General features: G+C 37.4%; 22 protein-coding genes, 1 pseudogene and 2 other annotated features. Of the genes and pseudogenes, 17 read left to right on the plus strand and 6 right to left on the minus strand.

What is annotated here, in order from left to right; all coding sequences use genetic code 11:
* Window positions 1-76 precede the first annotated feature (76 nt).
* From MWJ95_RS15850 to MWJ95_RS15865, 4 genes are all read left to right on the plus strand, one after another.
* Window positions 77-550 carry a GNAT family N-acetyltransferase gene (locus tag MWJ95_RS15850; RefSeq protein ID WP_249074840.1) on the plus strand — a complete coding sequence of 158 codons (474 nt, stop codon included), beginning with the start codon at window positions 77-79 and terminating at the stop codon, window positions 548-550.
* Between the two features lie 6 nt (window positions 551-556).
* Window positions 557-1207, plus strand: a complete 651-nt coding sequence (locus MWJ95_RS15855; RefSeq protein WP_249074951.1) for a hypothetical protein — start codon at window positions 557-559, stop codon at window positions 1205-1207.
* A 73-nt stretch (window positions 1208-1280) separates the two neighbouring features.
* Entirely contained in the window at window positions 1281-1763 is a 483-nt protein-coding gene (locus MWJ95_RS15860; protein ID WP_249074839.1) for a hypothetical protein, read from the plus strand.
* A gap of 151 nt (window positions 1764-1914) precedes the next feature.
* Window positions 1915-2427 carry a YfiT family bacillithiol transferase gene (locus MWJ95_RS15865; RefSeq protein ID WP_249074838.1) on the plus strand — a complete coding sequence of 171 codons (513 nt, stop codon included), beginning with the start codon at window positions 1915-1917 and terminating at the stop codon, window positions 2425-2427.
* 146 nt (window positions 2428-2573) lie between these two features.
* Here the strand turns inward: MWJ95_RS15865 and MWJ95_RS15870 are convergent, their stop codons facing one another.
* Both MWJ95_RS15870 and MWJ95_RS15875 read right to left on the minus strand, forming a co-directional pair.
* Complete coding sequence (locus tag MWJ95_RS15870; protein WP_249074837.1) at window positions 2574-3188, minus strand: exosporium glycoprotein BclB-related protein; 615 nt, start codon at window positions 3186-3188, stop codon at window positions 2574-2576.
* 463 nt (window positions 3189-3651) lie between these two features.
* Window positions 3652-4848, minus strand: a complete 1197-nt coding sequence (locus tag MWJ95_RS15875) for a hypothetical protein (protein WP_249106674.1) — start codon at window positions 4846-4848, stop codon at window positions 3652-3654.
* 395 nt (window positions 4849-5243) lie between these two features.
* Here MWJ95_RS15875 and MWJ95_RS15880 point away from each other — a divergent pair, with 395 nt between their 5' ends.
* From MWJ95_RS15880 to MWJ95_RS15895, 4 genes are all read left to right on the plus strand, one after another.
* Window positions 5244-5882 (plus strand): BMQ_0737 family morphogenetic spore coat protein, encoded by a 639-nt coding sequence (locus tag MWJ95_RS15880; protein ID WP_249074835.1) that lies wholly within the window; start codon window positions 5244-5246, stop codon window positions 5880-5882.
* A 135-nt stretch (window positions 5883-6017) separates the two neighbouring features.
* Window positions 6018-6593 (plus strand): hypothetical protein, encoded by a 576-nt coding sequence (locus tag MWJ95_RS15885; protein ID WP_249074834.1) that lies wholly within the window; start codon window positions 6018-6020, stop codon window positions 6591-6593.
* Window positions 6586-6882 (plus strand): hypothetical protein, encoded by a 297-nt coding sequence (locus MWJ95_RS15890; RefSeq protein WP_249106676.1) that lies wholly within the window; start codon window positions 6586-6588, stop codon window positions 6880-6882. The genes MWJ95_RS15885 and MWJ95_RS15890 overlap by 8 nt, the downstream gene beginning before the upstream one ends.
* Before the next feature lie 14 nt (window positions 6883-6896).
* Window positions 6897-7700: a hypothetical protein gene (locus MWJ95_RS15895; protein ID WP_249106677.1), complete on the plus strand. Its 804-nt coding sequence runs from the start codon at window positions 6897-6899 to the stop codon at window positions 7698-7700.
* 131 nt (window positions 7701-7831) lie between these two features.
* Here the strand turns inward: MWJ95_RS15895 and MWJ95_RS15900 are convergent, their stop codons facing one another.
* The gene (locus MWJ95_RS15900) at window positions 7832-8374 is read right to left on the minus strand and encodes an isoprenylcysteine carboxyl methyltransferase family protein (RefSeq protein WP_249074831.1); all 543 of its coding nucleotides are present in this window, start codon (window positions 8372-8374) and stop codon (window positions 7832-7834) included.
* A gap of 1 nt (window position 8375) precedes the next feature.
* Window positions 8376-9458 carry a type III polyketide synthase gene (locus tag MWJ95_RS15905; protein ID WP_249074830.1) on the minus strand — a complete coding sequence of 361 codons (1083 nt, stop codon included), beginning with the start codon at window positions 9456-9458 and terminating at the stop codon, window positions 8376-8378.
* 461 nt (window positions 9459-9919) lie between these two features.
* Between MWJ95_RS15905 and rsgA the strand changes: the two genes are divergently transcribed.
* The 8 genes and pseudogenes from rsgA (at window position 9920) to metG (ending at window position 16891) form a co-directional block, all read left to right on the plus strand.
* A complete protein-coding gene (rsgA, locus tag MWJ95_RS15910; RefSeq protein ID WP_249106682.1) occupies window positions 9920-10993 on the plus strand; it encodes a ribosome small subunit-dependent GTPase A in 1074 nt (357 codons plus the stop codon).
* 143 nt (window positions 10994-11136) lie between these two features.
* Window positions 11137-11559: a FosM family fosfomycin resistance protein gene (gene fosM / locus MWJ95_RS15915; RefSeq protein ID WP_249106685.1), complete on the plus strand. Its 423-nt coding sequence runs from the start codon at window positions 11137-11139 to the stop codon at window positions 11557-11559.
* Between the two features lie 51 nt (window positions 11560-11610).
* Window positions 11611-11964: pseudogene (locus tag MWJ95_RS15920) on the plus strand (recombinase family protein); the annotation flags it as partial.
* An 80-nt stretch (window positions 11965-12044) separates the two neighbouring features.
* Window positions 12045-12578 carry a sigma-70 family RNA polymerase sigma factor gene (locus MWJ95_RS15925; protein ID WP_249074828.1) on the plus strand — a complete coding sequence of 178 codons (534 nt, stop codon included), beginning with the start codon at window positions 12045-12047 and terminating at the stop codon, window positions 12576-12578.
* The gene (locus MWJ95_RS15930) at window positions 12571-13599 is read left to right on the plus strand and encodes a DUF4179 domain-containing protein (RefSeq protein ID WP_249074827.1); all 1029 of its coding nucleotides are present in this window, start codon (window positions 12571-12573) and stop codon (window positions 13597-13599) included. The genes MWJ95_RS15925 and MWJ95_RS15930 overlap by 8 nt, the downstream gene beginning before the upstream one ends.
* A 115-nt stretch (window positions 13600-13714) precedes the next feature.
* Window positions 13715-14014, plus strand: a complete 300-nt coding sequence (locus MWJ95_RS15935) for a hypothetical protein (protein WP_249074826.1) — start codon at window positions 13715-13717, stop codon at window positions 14012-14014.
* Between the two features lie 113 nt (window positions 14015-14127).
* Window positions 14128-14775, plus strand: a complete 648-nt coding sequence (locus tag MWJ95_RS15940) for an NIF family HAD-type phosphatase (RefSeq protein ID WP_249074825.1) — start codon at window positions 14128-14130, stop codon at window positions 14773-14775.
* Window positions 14776-14876: 101 nt separating this feature from the next.
* Window positions 14877-15143: a binding site (T-box leader), on the plus strand.
* A gap of 113 nt (window positions 15144-15256) precedes the next feature.
* Window positions 15257-16891 (plus strand): methionine--tRNA ligase, encoded by a 1635-nt coding sequence (metG, locus tag MWJ95_RS15945; RefSeq protein WP_249074824.1) that lies wholly within the window; start codon window positions 15257-15259, stop codon window positions 16889-16891.
* A 49-nt stretch (window positions 16892-16940) separates the two neighbouring features.
* Here the strand turns inward: metG and MWJ95_RS15950 are convergent, their stop codons facing one another.
* Both MWJ95_RS15950 and MWJ95_RS15955 read right to left on the minus strand, forming a co-directional pair.
* A complete protein-coding gene (locus MWJ95_RS15950; RefSeq protein WP_249074823.1) occupies window positions 16941-18512 on the minus strand; it encodes a 2-isopropylmalate synthase in 1572 nt (523 codons plus the stop codon).
* A 119-nt stretch (window positions 18513-18631) separates the two neighbouring features.
* Window positions 18632-18867: a binding site (T-box leader), on the minus strand.
* Window positions 18868-19211: 344 nt separating this feature from the next.
* Window positions 19212-20906 carry a methyl-accepting chemotaxis protein gene (locus MWJ95_RS15955; RefSeq protein WP_249074822.1) on the minus strand — a complete coding sequence of 565 codons (1695 nt, stop codon included), beginning with the start codon at window positions 20904-20906 and terminating at the stop codon, window positions 19212-19214.
* Between the two features lie 313 nt (window positions 20907-21219).
* Between MWJ95_RS15955 and MWJ95_RS15960 the strand changes: the two genes are divergently transcribed.
* A complete protein-coding gene (locus MWJ95_RS15960) occupies window positions 21220-21714 on the plus strand; it encodes a DUF1648 domain-containing protein (protein ID WP_249074821.1) in 495 nt (164 codons plus the stop codon).
* Window positions 21715-21810 lie beyond the last annotated feature (96 nt).

Here is a 21810-nt window from a genome sequence, read left to right on the forward strand (position 1 = left end):
TTTTATAGTAATGCGGTTTATTTGTGATTAAAAATACATTATAATGTATTTTTAATCACAAAGGGAGGGTTGACAGATGAACATTATTTTAGCACAAGTAGAGGATGCCTCAGTAATTCATAACGTTATGCTACAGGCCTTTAAAGAGTATGAACATGCAACACCACCATCAAGTGCATTAAGTGAAACGATTGCATCGATTGAACAGGCGATGAAAAATGGAGAGCATGCCTTCATCGGATATATTGATGAACAACCAGTTGCGATGGTGAGATTTACCCTTAGCACTCAAAAAATTTATTTTTTTAGATTATCTGTAATTCCAGGAAAGCAGGGACAAGGAGTGGCTAAGGCATTAATTGCCGAGCTTGAGCAATTCGCACGCATGAAAGGAAAAACAATTAGTGAATGTAAAGTACGTATGAGTGTACCAAGAAATATTGAGTTATATTCATCGTTGGGATATATTGTCACAAAAGAAAGTGAGGAAGAAAATCGTAACGGTTTCTCTCTTTCTGTAGCGACAATGGAAAAACAGCTTATGAATTAGGGGGAACTGCTCTTGAGGAAAAAACTTGGCTGTTTACATGCACACTATTCAAATATTGAATATATAGAACAGGCATTTCAAAATATCGAGAAGGTAGAGCTAGTCCATTTTGTGGATCCAGGTCTTATACAAAAAGTTTCAAAAGGGACTGGTGGATTATTCTTTAAGGTGAAAGAGCAACTTGAGTGGATGGAAAGTTGTGATATGGACGCCATCTTAATAACGTGTACGAATTATATTGCATTGTTAGAGGAAGAACAGCTAGAACTTTCTATTCCGATTATGAAAATTGATGAGCCTTTCTTTGAAATGTTATGTGAGGAAAATCAGCTTCAAACGATTCTCTTTACAAATCCTGAAACCGTAGAAGGTACGATGAACAGACTTCAGCAATATGCTTTACTACATGAAAAATCCATTCATGCTGAAGTTAAAGTTATCGACAACACGTTTGAGCTCATTATTCAGGGAAAAAAGGATGCATATAATAATGCTGTTGTACAAACTCTTCATGATGTAGCAGGGGGGCAGCGGCACATTTCAGTTGCGCAGCTTTCAATGGTTGAGGCTGCAAGGCAATTCGAAAAAGAGTCAACTTTAACGATTATCCATCCACTAAAGTCGTTAGTTAAATTTGTGATGAAATCTATAGAATAATAGTTCAAGCGTAACAATTTGTGCAATACATTCGTTTCATAGGAAATAACTATAACTTGTAGGGAGTGTAGTAATGAGGCGATGGGTACTTATGGTAACATTGTTGTTATTGTTGGTAGGCTGTACAATGAGCGAGAAAACGATTGCTCTACCAAATGATTTACCTGACTTTGTGCAAGAAAGTGACTTTAAATCAATTGATTGGGGCCAAAAGGCAGCTGAATTTGGAGAGAGAGGTATTATCGGTAATGCAAATAAATCAGGTGTTATTGGTGTCGATATGCCGAGTTTAAACACTCAAAAATGGATGTGGCATATTTGGGGAATTGAAGAAGGTCATGATACTAAGTTAACAATTGTCGGGTATCATAAAGATTCTAAAACAGTGCATCCTATTTTAGTAGATGGTTGGACTATAGGGCTTGGCGGACCTGTTAATGGTGCAGATGCTCATGCACCTTCAAGTGTAATAATCCCGAAGCCTGGAGAATGGGCAATTTTACTTTATACAAATGGGAGCTATTTTGATACGTTAATTTATGACGTTACTGAATAAAAAGTCCATATTCAACATAATGTGACCCTCGTTTTGTAAGCTGAAATTCTTACAAAATGAGGGTTTTACTTTAAAGAATGAATGTGAATAGCGTGAAAAATATAAAATTGGTAATATAAAAAGTAAGAAAATAGAAATGGAGGATAGCTACATGACCGATTTACGATATCCAATTGGACAATTTCAATTTCCGGAAGTAGTGACAGCGCAGCAAATAAAGGAATGGATAGAGGATATTCGTCTATTACCGACACATCTAGCAGAGGCACTTAACGGGGCAAGTGAACAAGCATTAACGAAATCTTACCGAGAAAATGGCTGGACGGTTACGCAGCTTGTCCACCATATTGCAGATAGTCATATGAATAGCTATATCCGTTTTAAGCTAGCTTTGACAGAGGATACTCCGACAATTAAACCTTATGACGAAGTGGAATGGGCACAGCTTCCGGATTCAGAAATGCCAGTTTCGGCATCTTATAAAGTGATTGATGGCTTGCATGCACGCTGGGTTTATTTGCTGGAAAGCTTAACAGCAGAGCAATTACAACGAGCATTTAACCATCCTGATTTAGGATTAATGACGCTTGAAAAAGCCGTAGCCTTATATGCTTGGCACGGGAAGCATCATCTTGCTCATATTCAAATTGCTTTGGCGAAATGAAAAATATATGTTAGAACGAAAAGTAGGTGATTTTCCGTTTAGGAGAAAATCACCTACTTTTGAAATTGTTTTTTCAAGAAATATCGTCTGTTATACGGATAATGATATTATATGGTAGCTTTAATCTAACTTACGAACATAATTTTTTACACAATATTAATTCCTGCACTTGCGTTACCAGTAACAGAAGCAACTATCCCTGAGGAAGTAATAGAGAACACCATTAATAAGCGATCACCAGCAGCTACTGGCACTGGTGCAACGTTTGCAGTACCAAATGTAATAGTACCTACTGCTATTGTTGACAGAGCTGGAGCTAAATCAACAAATGCTGTTGTAGGGCTGAAAACATTACTTCCCGCTACCGCGCGGTAAATTTGTGCTCTGACTGTTGCTGTTCCTGTAAGGGTTACAGCAACTGTTGCAGACAATGATGCAGAAATAGATGTAATAGTACCAGCACGTGGAACTGAAAAGGCTTCTGTTCCTGTAGCGGCTGTTAAATCTATATTTGTACCAGTAAGAGTCACCCCTGGAATAGACGTACCGAATCCTACCAGACTTACTGTACCGATCGCGCCACCAAGGACTGATGTTAAAACAACAGGAACTATTCCTGATGCGAATGGGATGATAGAGCCTGTTGCTGGTGGAGTCGTAATACATGCAGCCTCTATAGCTTCAAAAGGACCAAGTGCAGTACACTGATTATTTTGATTTGCGCAGCCGCTGCACGCTGAATTCATACAATTCATACACATTTTTACACCCCCTTTCTTCATTATTCTATTCAGCTAAGCTTATAGGGTGAGGGCAATTAACTCTATTGCAATTTTTATATGCGAAGATATTGATGATTCTTTAGAGATTGTTAATGGCAAGTATTCGTAATGAAATTGACGTCCGGCTAAATTGGTTAACTTATATCAATAGGTGTCTAAAACCTGCTGAAATAGGGGGACTCAGTCTAAGAATGGCACGTCCTGTAGCAATTTATCTGTTGCTGTCGCTACGTTACACTACGCTTTCGCACAAACAACATCTGTTGCTGTCGCTACGCTTTCGCACAAAAAAATTTACCAGGCTAAGCACAAAGCCGATTCCAGACGAATTATGCTCGGGCATAATTGATTTGAACAGAAAAAAAGTCCAATATGTATTTTCATACGTATTGGACGGATTTATCGTAAAATCTCCATAGACTCTGTACACCACAACTTTAAACTAACTCCATTTTCGAAAGAAATTGAAAAACAAAGAACCCTTATCTTTTTTCTGGCTTTCTTCAGAAGATTCTTCTTTTAGCTCGGGTTGCTTGTTTACTTCTTCAATTTGTGCTTGGGTTTCATATACTTCCCCTAATGTAGGTTCGAAAATTTTATCACATTCATCACTTTTTAAAATAGGTGATTTATGTGTGTCCTCTTGCTCGTTAACCACTTTAGCAGTTTCAAGAGTGGCAGTCTCATCAACCGTTTCAACCGCTTCAAGAATGACAGACTCATTAACATTTTTAGCTGTTTCAAGAATGACAGACTCATTAACGGTTTCAGCTGCTTCAAGAATGACAGATTCATTAACATTTTCAAATGCTTTATGATGATCAGCCTCATGTGTTATTTCAGAGTTCATTTCATCTATAGTGACAGCCGTATTTTTTTTTCTGTAATTCTCAGGAGTTGCGTCATCGTCAGGTGGTAAGGTAGGTTCATTCATATTAACTGGAATTTCCTGTGTACTCGTAGCGTGTTTAAAATGGAATGTGGATTCGGTTGAGGTATTTCTATATAAGCCGTTATATATTTGGCTTGGATAAGTATTTATTGATTGAAAGTATTGTTGATTAAAATGGCGTTCCTCGGGTACATCTCTTTGATTTCCGTTGTGAGTAGAAGGTTTACTATTATTTACATCTAATTGCGTATTTGTTGCTTTACCTGCCAGACTTTGTAGCATTTTATAAGATGGTTGTGTTGATGCAGTCGCTGATTGGCTTGCTGTTTCTGTAATGATCGAATCCCTTTGTGCTATGTTAGCGAAAAATTTAGATGTGTTTTCCGTTTTAGATGGAGTGGTAGTAGCTTCGGTATTTTCAATCGTGAGTAGTTTGTTTAATACCATTAGTATTTCTCGATTCATGTCCTCAATCGTTTGATTCAGGGAATCAATTTGTGCCGACAGAAGTTTTATCTGTTCCTCATAGCCTTTAATTTGTGGGTTTTCTTGCTTATCATCTATTGTTTCCGTTAGCTCTTCTAAAAGTGCCATTTGCGTTTTAATCTCATCAAAATCCATTTTCATAAATAAGTAATCTTCAAGTGGAGTTCCTATTTTTAATGAAGTTAACGTGTCTTTGTATGCTTCTACCTTTTGCTTCAATTTTTCAATGTCTTGAGTGGCGTACAATTTTGAATCTTCCATTGCATTTCACCCCTTTCAGTCCATTAATATTTTATTAAAAATATTTACTTTCTGTTACAAATATACCGGTCCTTTCGAATATTTTAGTTTCTCTTATATAAGAGAAGATGAAAGCAAAAACGTTACAAACTGGAGTATTTTAAATTCTTTCAGCTGCAGTCTTCCTCTATAGGTGGTGAGATGAATGCGGATTTAAGCTACTGTTCAACCAACACCGTGTTGCTGTCGCTTCGCTTTCACATGCTGGCCTAAGTACAAAGCTGATTCCGAGCACAATTGTGACGAAGCATAATTGATTAAAAATCAAAGTAAAAATATTTGTTAGCCCATACACTTATAGCTAAAAAACATATGATACAAACGAAAGATAAAAAATTTATGGAGGTGTCAAAAGGATGCTAGAGAATATGCCATCCCAGGCGCAGGAACTAATTTGTATCAACGTCGATAAGGTATTCGACTGGATTGTAAAGGAAATGTCGTTTGATTTTTCTCCAACTGGACCAATTACTTTTCCAGGAGTAACGGCAACTACTGATTTAACAGGCGCAGTAGCTACATGTAAGGTAGTTCCAGCAACAACTAATCCTATTGTTATCTTGAACCGTGAGAATCGACAATTCTCCATTGATGGTTCAACTGTTTGTCTTCAAAATTTAACTATTCAAAAGAACTTTATTCTTACAATAGTTGTTTGCTTACCAAACGGCACTATGTTCACAAGCAATACTATTCCGCTTTCTCGTTGCGAACAAGTTACATTATGTGCACCAACAGGGACAGATGTAGAAATTTTATTCACAGATTTAGATTGTTTCGTGTGTACAACAGGAACATTAACAGCAGGAGCAGGCACAATTACGTTTTCTGCATTAACAATTACAGTTTCAGTTTGCCAAAGTATTCAGTCTACATTCCCAGTAACTGTGGAATTCTTAGCGACTTTCTGCGAGCCAAGAGCAGAATTACCATTCGCATGTCCGGGTGTAGTTCGCCCACAACAGTGCCCTGCTATATTCCCACCTGTCGGTTAATAGTACTAACACATAGAAGAAAGTCATATTGTAAAGAGAGGTTAATCCTCTCTTTTTTTTTTATGAAAGGACGAAGTTGTCACATATTGAGTTTACTTTGATTAATTAAATACTATTAGTAAGGGGGTACTGATTATGATTACTCGCATCGATCGTGTTGAAGGAAAAATAAATGAACTAAAAGAACAAACGGATTTTTATGTTCATGAAATTAAAAAAACGGTTGAGAAGCTTATTATTCCGGATAGTGTCAACATCATTAGTTATTTCACATCCTCGTTCAATATTTCTTATCATCCTGATGAGGAAAGCTTATGCTTGGGCTCTTATCATATTCGCAATATAGGTAGTCAGCCTATAACAAATCCGTATCTATGTATAAAACTGCCTGAAGACTCTCCATTCTCTTTCTCTGGAAGGTATGTCTATGAACATTTTGCACCGAATTTAAAAGGAAACAGTAGCTGGGAGCGAATCAATGATCAATCAAGCAAGGAGGAATTCTGGCTTAGACCTATAGGGAAAACAACATTAGAGCCAAACGAAACACTTTCATTCCCTAACTTTCAAATCAAATGGGGTCATAATTTTTCTTATTCGGGAAGTATCATGGGTTTTACATATTGTGATCAGCTAAAAGATGGTGCTGTTGTCTTAAATCCTATTAATCTCAATGGAATTAGTCATACACAGGAGGATGAAAATGAGTGAGTCTGAAAATATAAATCAAAAAATAGATAATGTTGTCCATAAACTAATGAAGGAACAGCTTGCGAATCTACCTACCAAAAATAGTGTGGAAAATAATAGCTTCGCTTATCTTGAAAAAGGCACGTTGAATCTACTTCTTGCCTATTTACTATCTGGAGAAAAGAGCAAAGCTGAAGAAATTGACGATGAAGAATTAGAAATGAAGCTTATTAAGCAGCTTGATGAAATGTTAGAGGAGAGTAAGGAGCAATTTGAAGAGGTCATTCGTTTACTTAAAAGTTTGTCGTGATAGGAGGTGCAAGTGTGGATAATGATATTGTTAATAACAATGATCCTATTCAACTTCAGCAGATGATCATTTTTTTAAGAGCGGAATTAGCGAAATATAAAAATGAAGTTAAAAGGCTAAGAGATAGTGATTATTATTCACTAGTACTGAGACTAGAGCGAGAAAATGTTGAATTAACAAAGCAGAAAAAAGAGCTTTCGATGGAGGTTTTAAAGCAGAAGAGAGACCATGAAAGAAAAATGAAAACTTACTATGATGATATACAAGCAAGGGAAATCCAAAAGAAAAAACAACTTGCTTCTATAGAGGGTTTATTAAAAGAATTAGAAGAATTGCGTGTAGAAAATAAGCTAATGAAGGAAAAATTAAAATTCACTAAAGATGAATTACATTCTACAAATTTAGATGCTAAGTATGAGACTATAGTGGATGTCTTTGAAAATAAGTTAAATGATTTTACAAATGATATAAGCCAACAAATGAAGACTATCATTGAAGCCTTTGAAAGATCCCGTATAGAGCAAGCTAATTCAGAAGACCTTCATAAGCATTTGGCCAAAGAAATAGAAGGAAAAAGCAGAGAGATAGAAAAATTATCAGAAGAATTAGCGGATATGAAAAAACAAAACTTTTCACGAGGTGGGAAAACGATCTTGAATGCAGGGGTTCTTTCACACTTAGATACCCAAGTGAATAAGGTATTGGCTCAATCAATTGAATTTGAGAAGCAATTGAATCATAAGTTACGTTTGCTTGGTGAATTAGAGCATAAATTGAACGAGCTAACTTTAGAAATAAATGTTCATAAAACGAAATAAATTAATTTGGTGAGGGCTGTTTCGAAAGTAAAGAACTTTTGAAACAGCCATTTATGTTATGAGGGAATACAGGCAACTCTCTTCAAACGAAGGAAATTTTTTTCTGCATTGAATAACAAAGAAGATTTCGGCTAGGATTCCGAAATCTTCTTTTGAAATACATGATTATAATTCGTCGCATCCCGTAAAGCTTTTTCCTCAACTGGAATACGCACGGACAGCATGGTCACATTTAAAAGTGTAAAGCAAAATGCTGTGAAGTATGCTTGAAACATTAAAGGCAGTAGAATAATTTCTAAGCAAACAACGGCGTAATTAGGATGACGCATAAATGTGTAAGGACCTTTCCGTACCACTTTTGCATTAGGCAATATGAGTATTTTTGTGTTCCAAAAGGACCCTAACGACCGAATACACCAAATACGTAAAGCTTGAACGGCAATAAATAATAAGAACAATATCGGAAATAAAGGCGATACACTTTTGTGATTAGTAACTACTTCAATAATTAAAAATAGGAAAAAACCGACATGCAAAGAAACCATATATGGATAATGAGAGGAGCCAACTTCATATGCCCCTTGCGAAAGCATCCAATTTTCATTGCGTTTTGCAATGAAAACCTCTGTCAATCTTTGTAGAATGACTAGGATTAAAATAATGTAAACAATCATGCTACTCCCTCCATTTAAGTAATACAGCTTCTGCACAGAAGCCAGGGCCGAGAGCGACGAGCAAACCATTATCCTTTACTTGTCCTTCGTTTAACATAAATTGCTCTAATACATATAGCACCGTAGGAGACGACATATTTCCATGATATTTTAATATTTCCCGAGAAATGTCGGTTTTTTGGGGAGCTAGATAGAGAGTATCTTCATAAGCTGTTAACACTTTTTTACCGCCAGGATGTGCAATGAAATGATTGAGCTGTTCACTGTAAAGTTCATGTTCCAATAAAAATTGTTCAATGAATGGGCCGAGCCAATTGGTGATGATGGCAGGAATACTCTTCTGAAAAACGACATGTAGACCATTATTTTTAATATTCCACCCCATAACATTTTCTGAATCCGGCATCCACTTAGAGCCGGTTCCAATAATAGTAGGGATTGATTTTTTAACGTCGATATTCACTTCATCTCCACAGACGAGTATACATGCTGCCCCATCTGCAAAAAGAGAGGCACCGATTAAATTACTTTTTGAAAAATCATTTGGCTGAAAGGTTAGACTACAAAGCTCAACACAAACGACAAGAACTTTTGCTTCCGGATGGGCACGACAAAAATCATAGGCTCTACTAACACCGGCCGCACCACCAGCGCAGCCAAGCCCCCAAAGTGGAATACGCTTAAGCCTGTCTGAAAAAGGAAGTTGATTCATAACCCGTGCATCAATACTTGGTGTGGAAATGCCTGTGCTACTCACAAAAATAATGGCATCAATATCTTTAGGAGAAATCGGTGATTGTAAAAACGCTTCATTTTGTAAACAAGCTTGAATAACGTCAACGCTATATTGTGTAGCTAGCTCAATATATAAATTGTTACGTTCCTCAAAGGAATGATCAGTGCGATGCCATTCAGGTGGCACACAAAAATGACGTGTTGCAATACCACCATTCTCAAACACTTTTAAGTAGCGTTCTAATTTAGGGATTTTTGCATGAAATAGCTCCTTCGTTAGCTCCTCTGCATTAGTCTGTTGTAATGTGTACGGTGGCTTGTATGTACTGATCGAAATGATTTTTGACAATTCAACATCTCCTTTGCCAATAGTGGTCTTGTTTATTGTATGCAGGGAGGTGGGAGATAAATGCTTGTTAGATTACATTGGGCGCATCACTCGTGGATGACATTTGTTAAAACATATACTATGTAAGTAAGTCGGAACGGAAATCAACCATAAATTTTGGTGGTAGTCCTTATATTGACAGTTACTGAATATTTCGTTATATTGAAACTAACAAAATCGGAAGTAGGTGATGTGACATGATGAATAGAGCCGCTTTTAACGAACAGCAATTCGGTTTGTTCAATTTCACACGCCTAAAATATATTATTTGACCACGCATTGTAGATCACAATAGTGGTGATTTGTATATGCTCTTAAATGTGCCTGTGAAACCTTGTAACTGCCGAATTGCGCAGAGACAAGGTTTTTTATGTTTTTAACGATTGATGACAAATGATATGCACATTTAGGAGGAAGACGAATTGAATTTAACAACTTTAGGATTTTCAACATATTTTGAAGAGCAAATGATTGGATTTAAACGGGAGGCTAAGCTGGCGAATTGTGTACCGGCAAGGGTTACCTTAGAGCATAAGCATTCCTATCGTGTACTGGCTGAAGAAGGAGAGTGGCTGGCAACGATCGCTGGACATTACGCGTATACATCATTAGCGCGTGAGGATTTCCCGGCAGTTGGGGATTGGGTGCTAGTTGAGAAAATGCCGGGTGAGGACAAGGCGATTATTCATAAATTATTTACACGAAAATCAGTGTTTTCCCGCAAGGCAGCGGGGCTGGAAATACAAGAACAGATTGTAGCATCGAACGTGGATATCGTGCTTCTAGTGATGAGTTTAAATGCTGATTTTAATATTCGCCGTTTAGAACGTTATTTAGTAGCAGCGTGGGATTCGGGTGCGAAGCCAATCGTTGTTTTGACGAAGGCTGATCTCTGTGAAGATGTTTCAAGTAAGATAAGTGAGGTTGAGTCTGTAGCGTTCGGTGTGGATATTTTTGTGACTAGTGCTCTGTCAGGTGAGGGCTTAGAAGATATTCGTGCGCTATTTACAGAAGGTGTGACAGGAGCATTGCTCGGCTCTTCTGGTGCTGGGAAATCCACATTAACAAATGCTCTTAGTGGTGAGGAGCTTATGAAAGTTTCAGGTATTCGTGAAGATGATGCGAAGGGGCGCCATACAACCACACATCGAGAGTTAGTTCTATTGTCAGGCGGCGGCTGTTTAATTGATACGCCTGGAATGCGAGAGTTACAATTGTGGGATCAGAGTGATAGCCTATCCTCTAGTTTTCAAGATATAGAGGAACTTTCTGCAGCCTGTCGCTACAGGGATTGTAAACATCAGAAGGAGCCTCATTGTGCTGTACAGCAAGCCATTACAGATGGTGCGCTTGAACAAGGACGTCTCCAAAGTTACTTTAAATTGCAAAGGGAGCTTGCTTTTATCGAACGAAAAGCAAATGCACAAGCAAAATTAAATGAGCAACGCAAATCAAAGCAAATTGCGAAAGGAAGGAAAGGGAAAAAATCAAATTAAACGCAGCTTGGAATGAGGGTGAGCGAGATATCAGCGATATTGAAAGCTTTATCAGCGCAAATGACACTTTATCAGCGATTTTCAAAAGTTTATCAGCGATAATCACACTTTTATCAGCGATTTCATAGTCGGGGGACACACGCATGACAATCCAAAACATAAATCATTTATTATTTTCAGTCTCAAATTTAGAGGAATCCATCGCATTTTATGAACAGGTTTTTGATGCGAAATTATTAGTGAAAGGTAGAAGCACAGCCTATTTTGATGTAAATGGGCTGTGGCTTGCCCTTAATGTTGAAAAGGATATTCCTCGTAATGAAATACATCAATCCTATACACATATAGCGTTTTCGATTCAGGAGGACGATTTTGACAACATGTATGAGAAGCTAATCCAACTTAATGTCAATATCCTAGAAGGCAGACAAAGAGATGTACTAGATAAAAAATCAATCTATTTCACAGATCTAGACGGTCATAAATTCGAATTCCATACAGGAACTTTACAGGATCGATTGGATTATTATAAGAAGGAAAAAACGCATATGGAGTTTTTTGATTAAAATAGAAAAATGGGTGTCTCTATCTGTAAAAAGGAGGACATCTATTTTTTTTTGCAACGTGTTGAACAACTTAGAGAAAGAGATATACACTTTGTTATTTTAAACTTAGGAATAGATACCAGAACACCAACTGGTAAATTCTTTTTAACGGTAATGGCAGCCTTTATTGAACTAGATCGAGAAATGATTAAAGAGAAGCAACGTTCAGGAATTAAATTAGCCAAACAAAAGGGGAAATATCGAGGAAGGGTTAAAAAATATACAGAAAAGCATCAAGGTATGAATCATGCCATTGAATTACGTAAAACTACCAATAAAACTGTAAAGAAGATATGTGCAATTATAGGAATCAGCCAGGCGGCATTTTATCGTAGGCTAAAGGAAATGGAAAAAGATAATGGATAACAATTTTAATACATTTAATTATTTTGCAACCGATTTACTTCCTCATTCGACTTTTTTGTGTAACGGAGAGGAGAACCAAAATGGATCTAGCAAAATTAGTGAAAAAAGCAAAAAAAGGTGATGATGAAGCATTTGAACAACTGATTGGTTCTGTTCGACAAAAGCTGTACCGAACAGCCTATGCATATGTTAGAAATGAACAAGATGCTCTTGATGTCTATCAGGAAACAATTTATACAGCCTATATTTCCATAAAGACATTAAAAAAGCCTGAAAGTTTTTCGAGTTGGATTACAAAAATTCTAGTATTTAAATCCATTGATTTTATTCGTAAAGAGTCCCGCCATTTTACTACAGATAATGAGGAAATCTTTACTGAATTAATCGCTTCTGAAAATGTTGATTTTATCATGCATTCAATGGATTTATCAGAAGCCTTTAAATTCTTAAATCCTACTGTTAAGACCATTATTTTGTTGAGGTATTATCACGATCTGTCCATTAAGGAAATTGCCACCATCATGAATTATCCGGAGGGAACCGTGAAATCACACTTAAATCGAGCGAAAAAAGAGCTAAGACCCATTTTAAAGGAGGGCTATCTTTATGAATAAAGACAAATTCAATCGATCTTTCGACAACATTAATGTACCTGTTGAAAAGCTAATGGCAAGGGAGAAGACGGCTATTTTTCAAGCTAAGAAAAAAAGAAAAGTAGGAAGAACCATAAAACAGTCAATCTTGGTTGCATGTGGGTTATGTCTATCTTTGCTTGGTTCTGGATTTGTTTCAACAGGCATGGCGGAAGCCTTATCAAATATCCCCCTAATTGGTCCAATTTATAAAGATTTTAGAGACATTGCCTCAGAGAAAATTGAACACGATCAACTTACGACAGTAATTGATAAACAAGATAGTAAAAACGGCTTAACGATGACTGTAAAAGAAGCAGCTTATGATGGCAACCGGCTAATCGTAACAGTAGTTTACACAGGTCAAAAAGAACTTTCGATGAAGGAAGAAAAGGCCGGCTTTAGCTATATAACAATTAATGGACAACAAGAAATTAAACCAGCGATTGGTTCAACAGGTCAGGACGACTTAAACTCGAAAACAATAATTGAACATCATCAATTTACCTTCTCTCAATTTAATGAATTTGGCGATAACATTGAGATTGAGGTCCATGGAGATAACTTATTTGGCTATGAGGGCAAGTTGAAGGTGGCTTTCCCACTTGAAAAAATAAAAGGCGATGTGTTTGAGTTTTATCCAAAGGTTACAACTAAAACGGTAGATGAAGTTTATAAGTTAACAGCGGATAAAGTAACCTTTTCACCGCTATCAACCAGAATAGACCTAACGATTGATTACCCTGCTGAAATGGATAAAAACGATACTTGGCCATGGTTTGATTTCTCTGTAGTCGATGATAATGGTCAGGTATATGATAAACTGAAACTACAATCAGGCATGGCAGTTGGGAACTATGGTCATCATATGGTACTGACACTGCCTCCAATGGATACGATACCAAAATCATTTACACTCAAGCCAAGTCGACAAAATAGTGAAGGATATAGTGAAGAAATAAAGGCATTAGAATTAGTCGTTCCTTTAAATAAAAGTAAATAATGACCTCGTTTGCTTCGTTTACTCATATCGCGGAAGTACCTTAAGCTAACGAACACGCGATAGTTGAATAACGAGTTTAATTAAAAGTCGTCATGAAAGCTGGATTCCATAGCTATTGGAATCCGGCTTTTTCACATTAAATTTCCTTAACGTTGTAAATCTGCATTTTCCTGACCAATTAGATAGAAATGATAAATGGCCATTTTTTGAGTTTAAGGTAACTGATAGTGAAGGAGAGTTACACGAGAATATACAAATGGGTGCGACCAAGGATAATAGACATCATATTATTCTAGAGCTGCCTCCTATGGAGAAAATGCCGAAATCTTTTACACTTAAACCAGGTAAGACGAATGAGCAGTGTTATTGGGAGGAAATGAAGGAATTAGAAATGGTAGTACCCCTAGAGCCTTAAAAGTTATGATCCCCTTTAGTTTTAGGAACTGAAGGGAGCATAAAATTTTAATGGCATTAAAGAGAAACAATAAAAGAGTAGAAAGCGTTCATAACATTAGAAGGGGTGATTTTGTGAAAAAAGCTATTATTTTTGATATGGATGGTACTTTATTTCAAACAAACCTAATTTTAGAGCCAGCGTTATCGGCAACATTCGATGTTCTACGTGCAAAGGGTTTGTGGCAGGGAGAAACACCAATTGAGAAATACCGCGAAATTATGGGTGTTCCATTACCTGTTGTCTGGGAAACGTTATGTCCTATGTATACGCTAGAGATACGTGAAGAAAGTAATGCCTTATTCCATGTTAAGCTTATTGAACAAATACGTAATGGCCAGGGCGCATTGTATCCACATGCAGAGCAAACACTTGCTACTTTAGCAGAAAACTATGAGTTATTCATCGCGAGTAATGGACAAACAGAGTATTTACAAGCAATAGTAGAGACCTATCAATTACAGCGTTTTATCAAAGGTACATATAGTATTCAGTCTGTTTCGAGTGGTCATAAATCTGATTTAGTGAAGAAGGTCATCGAGGAAAATGCCATTCAACGTGGAGCAGTTGTAGGTGATCGTTCTTCGGATATTCGGGCAGCTCAAGATAATCAGTTGCTTTCAGTTGGTGTACGTTTCGACTTTGCGCAGGAAACAGAATTACAAAAAGCGGACATAGTGATTGATCGTTTAAAAGAATTACCTGGTTTAAAGCTAGGATAAAATTTTATCGACGACATTTTCTGATTATCACCCAACTTTTTCGTTTTATCGACATGCATTGCAATTCAACAGCAGAAAGAGTAAAATGGTGGAAATCTATAGTAAAAGCACTGATAAGGAAAAGTAAATTGGATAAGCATTATATAGAGAGCCTCTGTTGGTGGAAATGAGGTAAATGCCCCCTTTTGAAAATGACCTTTGAGCTTCGTACCGAAAGCAAATTTGCGAGTAGATTACGACGAGATGGGCACTCGTTACAACAGCGGCAGTATCTCTCATTGAAATTTGAAATGAGACGCACTGATGGAGGCAAATAGTGTGAGCTATTTGTAAATATAGGTGGTAACACGGGTATACTCGTCCTAATCAATTTTGATTAGGGCGTTTTTTTATACACTTTTTAGGTGTGCAGATGAGAGGGATATAGATTTTTATCGGCACGCCTTACACTTTTTAATTTTTTCGAGGGGAGCAACTTAGGATGACAATTATTATTGGAGGCGCGTGGCCATATGCAAATGGTTCTTTGCATTTAGGGCATGTCGCCGCATTATTACCAGGTGATATTTTGGCTAGATATTACCGACAAAAGGGCGAGAAGGTTTTATATGTTTCGGGAAGTGATTGTAATGGTACACCGATCTCCATTCGGGCTGCACAGGAAAATACGACAACGGAAGCAATTGCTAATCATTATCATGAAGAATTTTCAAGATGCTTCAATGATTTAGGATTTACCTATGATTTGTATACGCGAACAGATGCGCAGCACCATCATGAATCTGTTCAGACAATTTTTTTACAGCTGCTAGCGAATAATTTTTTATATAAAAAGAAAATTGAACAAGCATACTGTGAAACAGACAAGCAGTTTTTGCCTGACCGATTTGTAGAAGGGGTTTGTCCGAACTGTGGTGCGAAAGCGCGAGGTGACCAATGTGATAATTGCTCGACAATTTTAGATCCGCTCGATTTAATCGATAAACGCTGTAAAATTTGTGGGAATGAGCCAATAATCAGGGAGACAGAGCATTTTTATTTTGCTTTTAGTCAGTTTCAAGGGAGACTGGAGACTTATTTAGCAGAGGCGAAGGCAGAAAAACGCTGGCGAGACAATGCCTTAGGTTTAACAGAGCGTTACTTAGCAGAAGGTGTTCCGGACCGAGCTGTAACAAGGGATTTACCAAATGGAATAGATGTGCCAGTACCAGGTTTTGAAGGCAAAAAAATATATGTGTGGATTGAAGCTGTAGCAGGTTACTTAACAGCGAGTATTGAATGGGCGAAGCAGCATAATATAGCAATTGAAGATTTGTGGAATGAAGAAACGATTTCATATTACGTTCATGGTAAGGATAACATCCCGTTTCATACAGTGATATGGCCAGCTATTCTGATGGGGATAGGAGCAAAGGCCTTACCTACACATATTGTATCAAACGAATATTTGACATTAGAAAAACGAAAATTATCAACGAGCCAAAACTGGGCGGTATGGGTACCTTATATTTTGAGTCGATACGATGCCGATTCTCTTCGTTATTTTTTAACAATAAATGCGCCAGAAAATCGTGATACTGATTTCTCATGGCGAGAATTTATTTATAGTCATAATGGTGAATTACTCGGTGCTTATGGTAATTTTGTCAATCGTACATTGAAGTTTTTAGAGAAATCGTTTGCTAGCCAAGTACCCCATGCAGAGGTAGATGATACTATTCGAAAACGTACGATTCAGTTGTTTGGTGATGTCGGGATCCATATAGAAGCGGGTTATTTTAAACAAGCTTTAGAAGCTATTTTTGAATATATACGTGCGGCTAATCGATATTTTGACGAGCAGCAGCCGTGGCTACAAGTGAAAGACAAAGTGGAAGCTGGCAATCGGACACTAGCCACGTGTGTTTATATTATCGCTAATCTTGGACAACTGTTACATCCTTTTTTACCGTTTTCAGCTGAGAAGGTAAGAAAAATGTTAGGAATCAACGAAGTGAAGTGGCGTGAACAAGTGGACTTACCAACAAGTATTAGCGAGGTGACGCCACTGTTTGAGCGTCTTGATGTTGAATTAATTGAAGAGGAATATCGAAAGTTAGTAGAGGGCAGTCGATAGGAAAAATGAAAGCAGTATGACACTATTGGGCCATACTGCTTTCGACTATTTAGTTCATAACAGGCGTTAATTTAGCAACAACGATACTATTGATCGCATTAATATAAGCTAGCGCACTTGCTTTCAAAATATCTGTATCCGCAGCTTTGGCGATATATTTTTCACCGCCATGCTCAATTGTAATTTTTACTTTACCAAGCGCTTCTTTACCACGGGAAACACTATTGATATTATACTCTACAAGTTTTACATCTATATTTGTAATGTCTGCGATGGCTGAATAAAGGGCATCAATTGGGCCAGAGCCAACAGCGCTTGCTTTAAATATCTCGCCACCTTTACGTATTTTCACACTTGCTGAAGGGAAGCTTGCGTTGCTGACGACTTGTAAATCATCAAAGTCAAAGAATTGATCACTGTAATGAGTGGCATTAGCATTGTTCGCATCATGCTTTTCATAATAGCTTTCCACAATGACATATAAATCGTGATCGTAAACTTCTTTCTTTGCATCAGCAAGCTTTAAGAAGCCTTCGAAGATTCCTTCAAATTCATCCGTTGAAAGATTGGAAAATCCAAGTTTCTCAAGGGCATTTTTCACCGCATGACGCCCAGAGCGAGCTGTAAGGACTAACTCCATATCGTCAAGACCGACATCTTCTGGATGTACAATTTCATAGGCATCACGAGATTTAAGAAGGCCGTCTTGGTGAATACCAGAGGAATGGGCAAAAGCATTATCCCCAGTAATCGCTTTGTTTACTTGTACGTCTAAGCCCATGAAGCTTGAAACAAGACGAGACGTATTCATAATTTCTCTTGTGTTAATACGTGTCTCAGCATTGTAAACAGAGCTACGTGTTTTCAACGCCATGACGACTTCCTCTAATGCTGCATTTCCTGCGCGTTCGCCAATGCCGTTAATTGTACATTCTACTTTATCTGCACCGTTTTTAATCGCAGCTAGTGTGTTCGCAGTAGCCATACCCAGATCATTATGGCAATGAACACTCAACAAAACGCTATCGTTTAGGTTTTTCATACGCTCATTTAGTTTATAAATCATCGCTCCGAATTCTTCTGGTTCTGCAAAGCCGACTGTGTCAGGTACATTAATCATTGTTGCACCAGCTTTCATCACGGCTTCGATTGTTTTCCAAAGATACTCGAAATCAGAACGAGATGCATCTTCTGTTGAATATTGGACTTGTGGTAGAAGCGTTTTTGCATATTTTACTGCATCAACGCCAATTTGTAGAATCTGATCCTTGGATTTGCTAAATTTTTTCTCAACATGAATATCAGAAGTACCAAGCACCATATGAATCATCGGATTTTCAGCGTATTTTACAGCGTTATATACTGCATCAATATCTGATTGTACAGCACGTGCTAAAGCAGTAATCATAATATCACTTGTATGCCCGACTTTTTGTGCGACAGCTTTAACTGCATCAAAATCTCCTTGTGATGAAGCCGGGAAACCAGCCTCGATAATATCGACGCCTAATTTTTTGAGTTGCTGTGCAATCTCTACTTTTTCGTATAAATTCAGTTTTGCACCAGGCACTTGCTCGCCGTCACGTAAAGTTGTATCAAACACCCAAATTTTTCTTCCCATTTTCAAACACTCCTTTTGTTGTAGTTGTCAATATATTGATAGTGTCTCTGTTAGAGACATAATCCACACCTAGGCTAATAAACTTTTTGGAAACAAAAAAACTCGCCTCTATATAAAAATATAGAGACGAGTTATGCTCGCGGTACCACTCTAATTGACCTTCTCTTTACAGAAAAAGTCCCCTTATCGACAGCTATCACTGTCTATCCCGTTAACGGGGGAAACCGACGTCCCTTACTTGAAGTTCAGGGAGTGGCTCATGGACGAGTTCAAAATGTGTGCCTATCGGTTTGCACCAACCACCGACTCTCTACAAGTACACTGCATTTCTACTATTTCCAATCTTGGCCTACAATGTGTTGTTGAAAGCAATGATACTTGGATAACGGCTGAATGTCAACAATATTCTAAAAATTATTTTTTTTCTATCTATTTTAGTGGATCAATAATTTATAATGAAGTCAACCATTTGATAATAATAAAAAACTCTCTTGTTTTTGGCTAATATCTCAAATTTGGGGATGGTATTGTTAAAACGTATGCCATGTATCTAGGTTGATTGGAGTGGAGGCTGGGTGACTCCTTGGGGATCAGCGTCACAGATAAGACCCTGCAGCGAAGCGAAGCGGCTTATCGGACGCCCCCAGGAAAGCGCCCAGCCGGAACGGAAATCAACCCCACGTTATGATAATTAATTCCTTAATCCACTGTAAAACGCGAAACTTGCGTTTGTAATTCCTCGGCCATGTTTGATAGTGTGGCAGCGGAAGCGGCAACTTCCTCAATAGTCGCTAGTTGTTCCTCAGAAGCAGAAGCTACACTTTGCAGATTTGAAGAGGACATCTTTGCGATTGTTGCAATTTCATCGAAGGATGCATAAATTTGTTCTGCACTTGATGACATTTCCTCTGAAACTGTTGTTGCTTCTTGAATTTGCCCAGATACTTGTTCAATCAGTTCAACGATTTTTGAGAAGCCTTCCTCAGCTACTTTTACAACTTGCATACCCACTTGTACCTCTTGCGTACCAGTATCCATAACGGTTACGGCATGGTTTGTATTGTGTTGGATTTCTGAAATCAAAGTAGCAATTTGTTCAGCGGATTTCTTAGATTGCTCAGCTAATTTTTTCACTTCACCTGCAACTACTGCAAAGCCACGACCATGATCTCCTGCACGTGCTGCCTCAATTGCAGCATTAAGTGCTAGTAAATTTGTTTGCTCGGCGATATCCGTGATGAGACCAATAATATTTCCAATTTCAACAGAATGGTTTTCTAAATTTTTTACAACGCTAGCAGATTCTAAAACCGCTGAATTAATTGTGTCCATCTGTGTAATAACGCGGTGAAGCGATTCATTTCCTTTATTAGCCTCCGTATTTGTTTCTATAGCAAGCTCTGAAACGGCAGCTGTCGTCGCAGCCAATTGTTGAATGCCTTTCGTCATAGATTTCATAGCTATTGAGCTTTCAGTTGCATTTTTGCCTTGAGCCTCAGAGCCACTTGCAACTTCTTGTATAGAGGAAGTGATTTGTTCTGTCGCTTGGATGGTTTGCTCGGCACTTGCGGTTAATTCAGCAGCAGCCCCACTTACTTGCACGGTGTTATGACGTACATTTGAAATAAGGTCCTTTAAATTTACCGCCATTTGATTAAAGGCGAGTGCTAAATCACCTACTTCATCACGGTTTTTAATGTGAATTTGCTCAGTTGTTAAATCACCCTCAGCAATCTTTTTCGCAGTCTTTGCCATACCTTTGATAGGGCGGGAAATAAGGCTTCCCATGACCATGGCAATTATCAGACTAATGACAACAGCAAAGATGCCAAGAATAATCATTTGAAATTTAATGGATTGTATTTCTTTTGATGTAGCAGCGATTTTCCCTTTTATATATTCATCTTGGTAGTCAGCAAGATTAGCTACGCGTTGATCGAATTGTTTATTAATGAGGCGGCCTTGTGAGCCATCAAGCTTTTCATATTGCTCAGTTTCTCCTGCAGCTTTTAATGAAAACATTCGATCTGCGAACTTTTGTACATCTTGTTCACTTTTTTTGATTGCCTCTAATAATTCAATAGATTTTTGAGAATCGAATGATGCCATTAACTCATCATATTTCTTTTTAAATTCTTCACGTGACGCCGTATTACTTTGGAAATTTTGCTTGTCCCCAAGTAAAAGATAGCCTCTCATACTTACAAGTTCTTGTTTAGCAATTGCACGTAGCTCTTGAATATTCATAGATTTAGTTATTTGTTCCTCGAGTAACACACGATATGATTTGTTAACAGAATCAAGCTGTTTGAAATTTACGCCGATTATTCCAACTAACACTAAAATAACAATAAAAAAACCGAGTACTAACTTCTTATAAATCGTAAATCGCATAGTTGTCGTTCCTTTCGCAGTAATTTAGTAGAATTGTTACAAAAAAATGAAATATGTATATACCATTTATATCAGATTATATGAATTTTACAAAGTATTATGAGTATTTGAACTATATACATTAGGAATAATAAGGTAATTAGTTGTAGATTGCATGATAAAAAAAGTATAATAAATTGCTATTTTCCTGTATTTGAAAGTGGAAAATTACCTGCATATCTCAAACAATTGTGACAATTTGCATAAATTTGAAACTAATTGAACTGTAGTAACGTAAAATTATTAATAAAGGAATAAGCAAGGATGTGTGAAGATGTATAGACCTGTTTTAAAATTGCCAAAAACAAGATATGAAAAGGTTTGGGACTATATCGGCGGTGGGGTATTTGTACTGTCCATTCTTTATATTTTGGTTATGTGGGGCAAACTACCCGAGGAGATTCCAGTTCACTTTAATGGTGCAGGAGAAGTTAATCGCTGGGGTTCAAAAATAGAGGTACTCATCATGCCTTTTATCGGAATATTTCTATGGATTTTTCTGGGGGTTCTTGAAAGGGCTCCGCATATGCATAATTACCCAGTACGCTTAAATGAAAGTAATGTAGAGGCATTTTATTTAAATAGCCGAAAAATATTAAATGAAATAAAAAACCTCTGCCTCATTTTATTTGCAGCTATATCAATCCAAATGGTCCGTATTGCACTTGGTGGGGTAGAGAGTATTGGTTGGTGGTTCCTACCGATAGTGCTAATTGGAACAGCCATTCCGATTATTAAAGGAATAGTAGCGCGTACCAAAATAAAGTAGCTTATTTCAATATAAACTAAACGCTCGAGAATATTTGAGCGTTTTTTTTGTACGAAAATTTCACTAAATCAGCTATACTATCAAAACTAAGAGAAA

The sequence above is a fragment of the Lysinibacillus sp. Bpr_S20 genome (assembly GCF_023337835.1).
GTDB lineage: Bacteria > Bacillota > Bacilli > Bacillales_A > Planococcaceae > Lysinibacillus.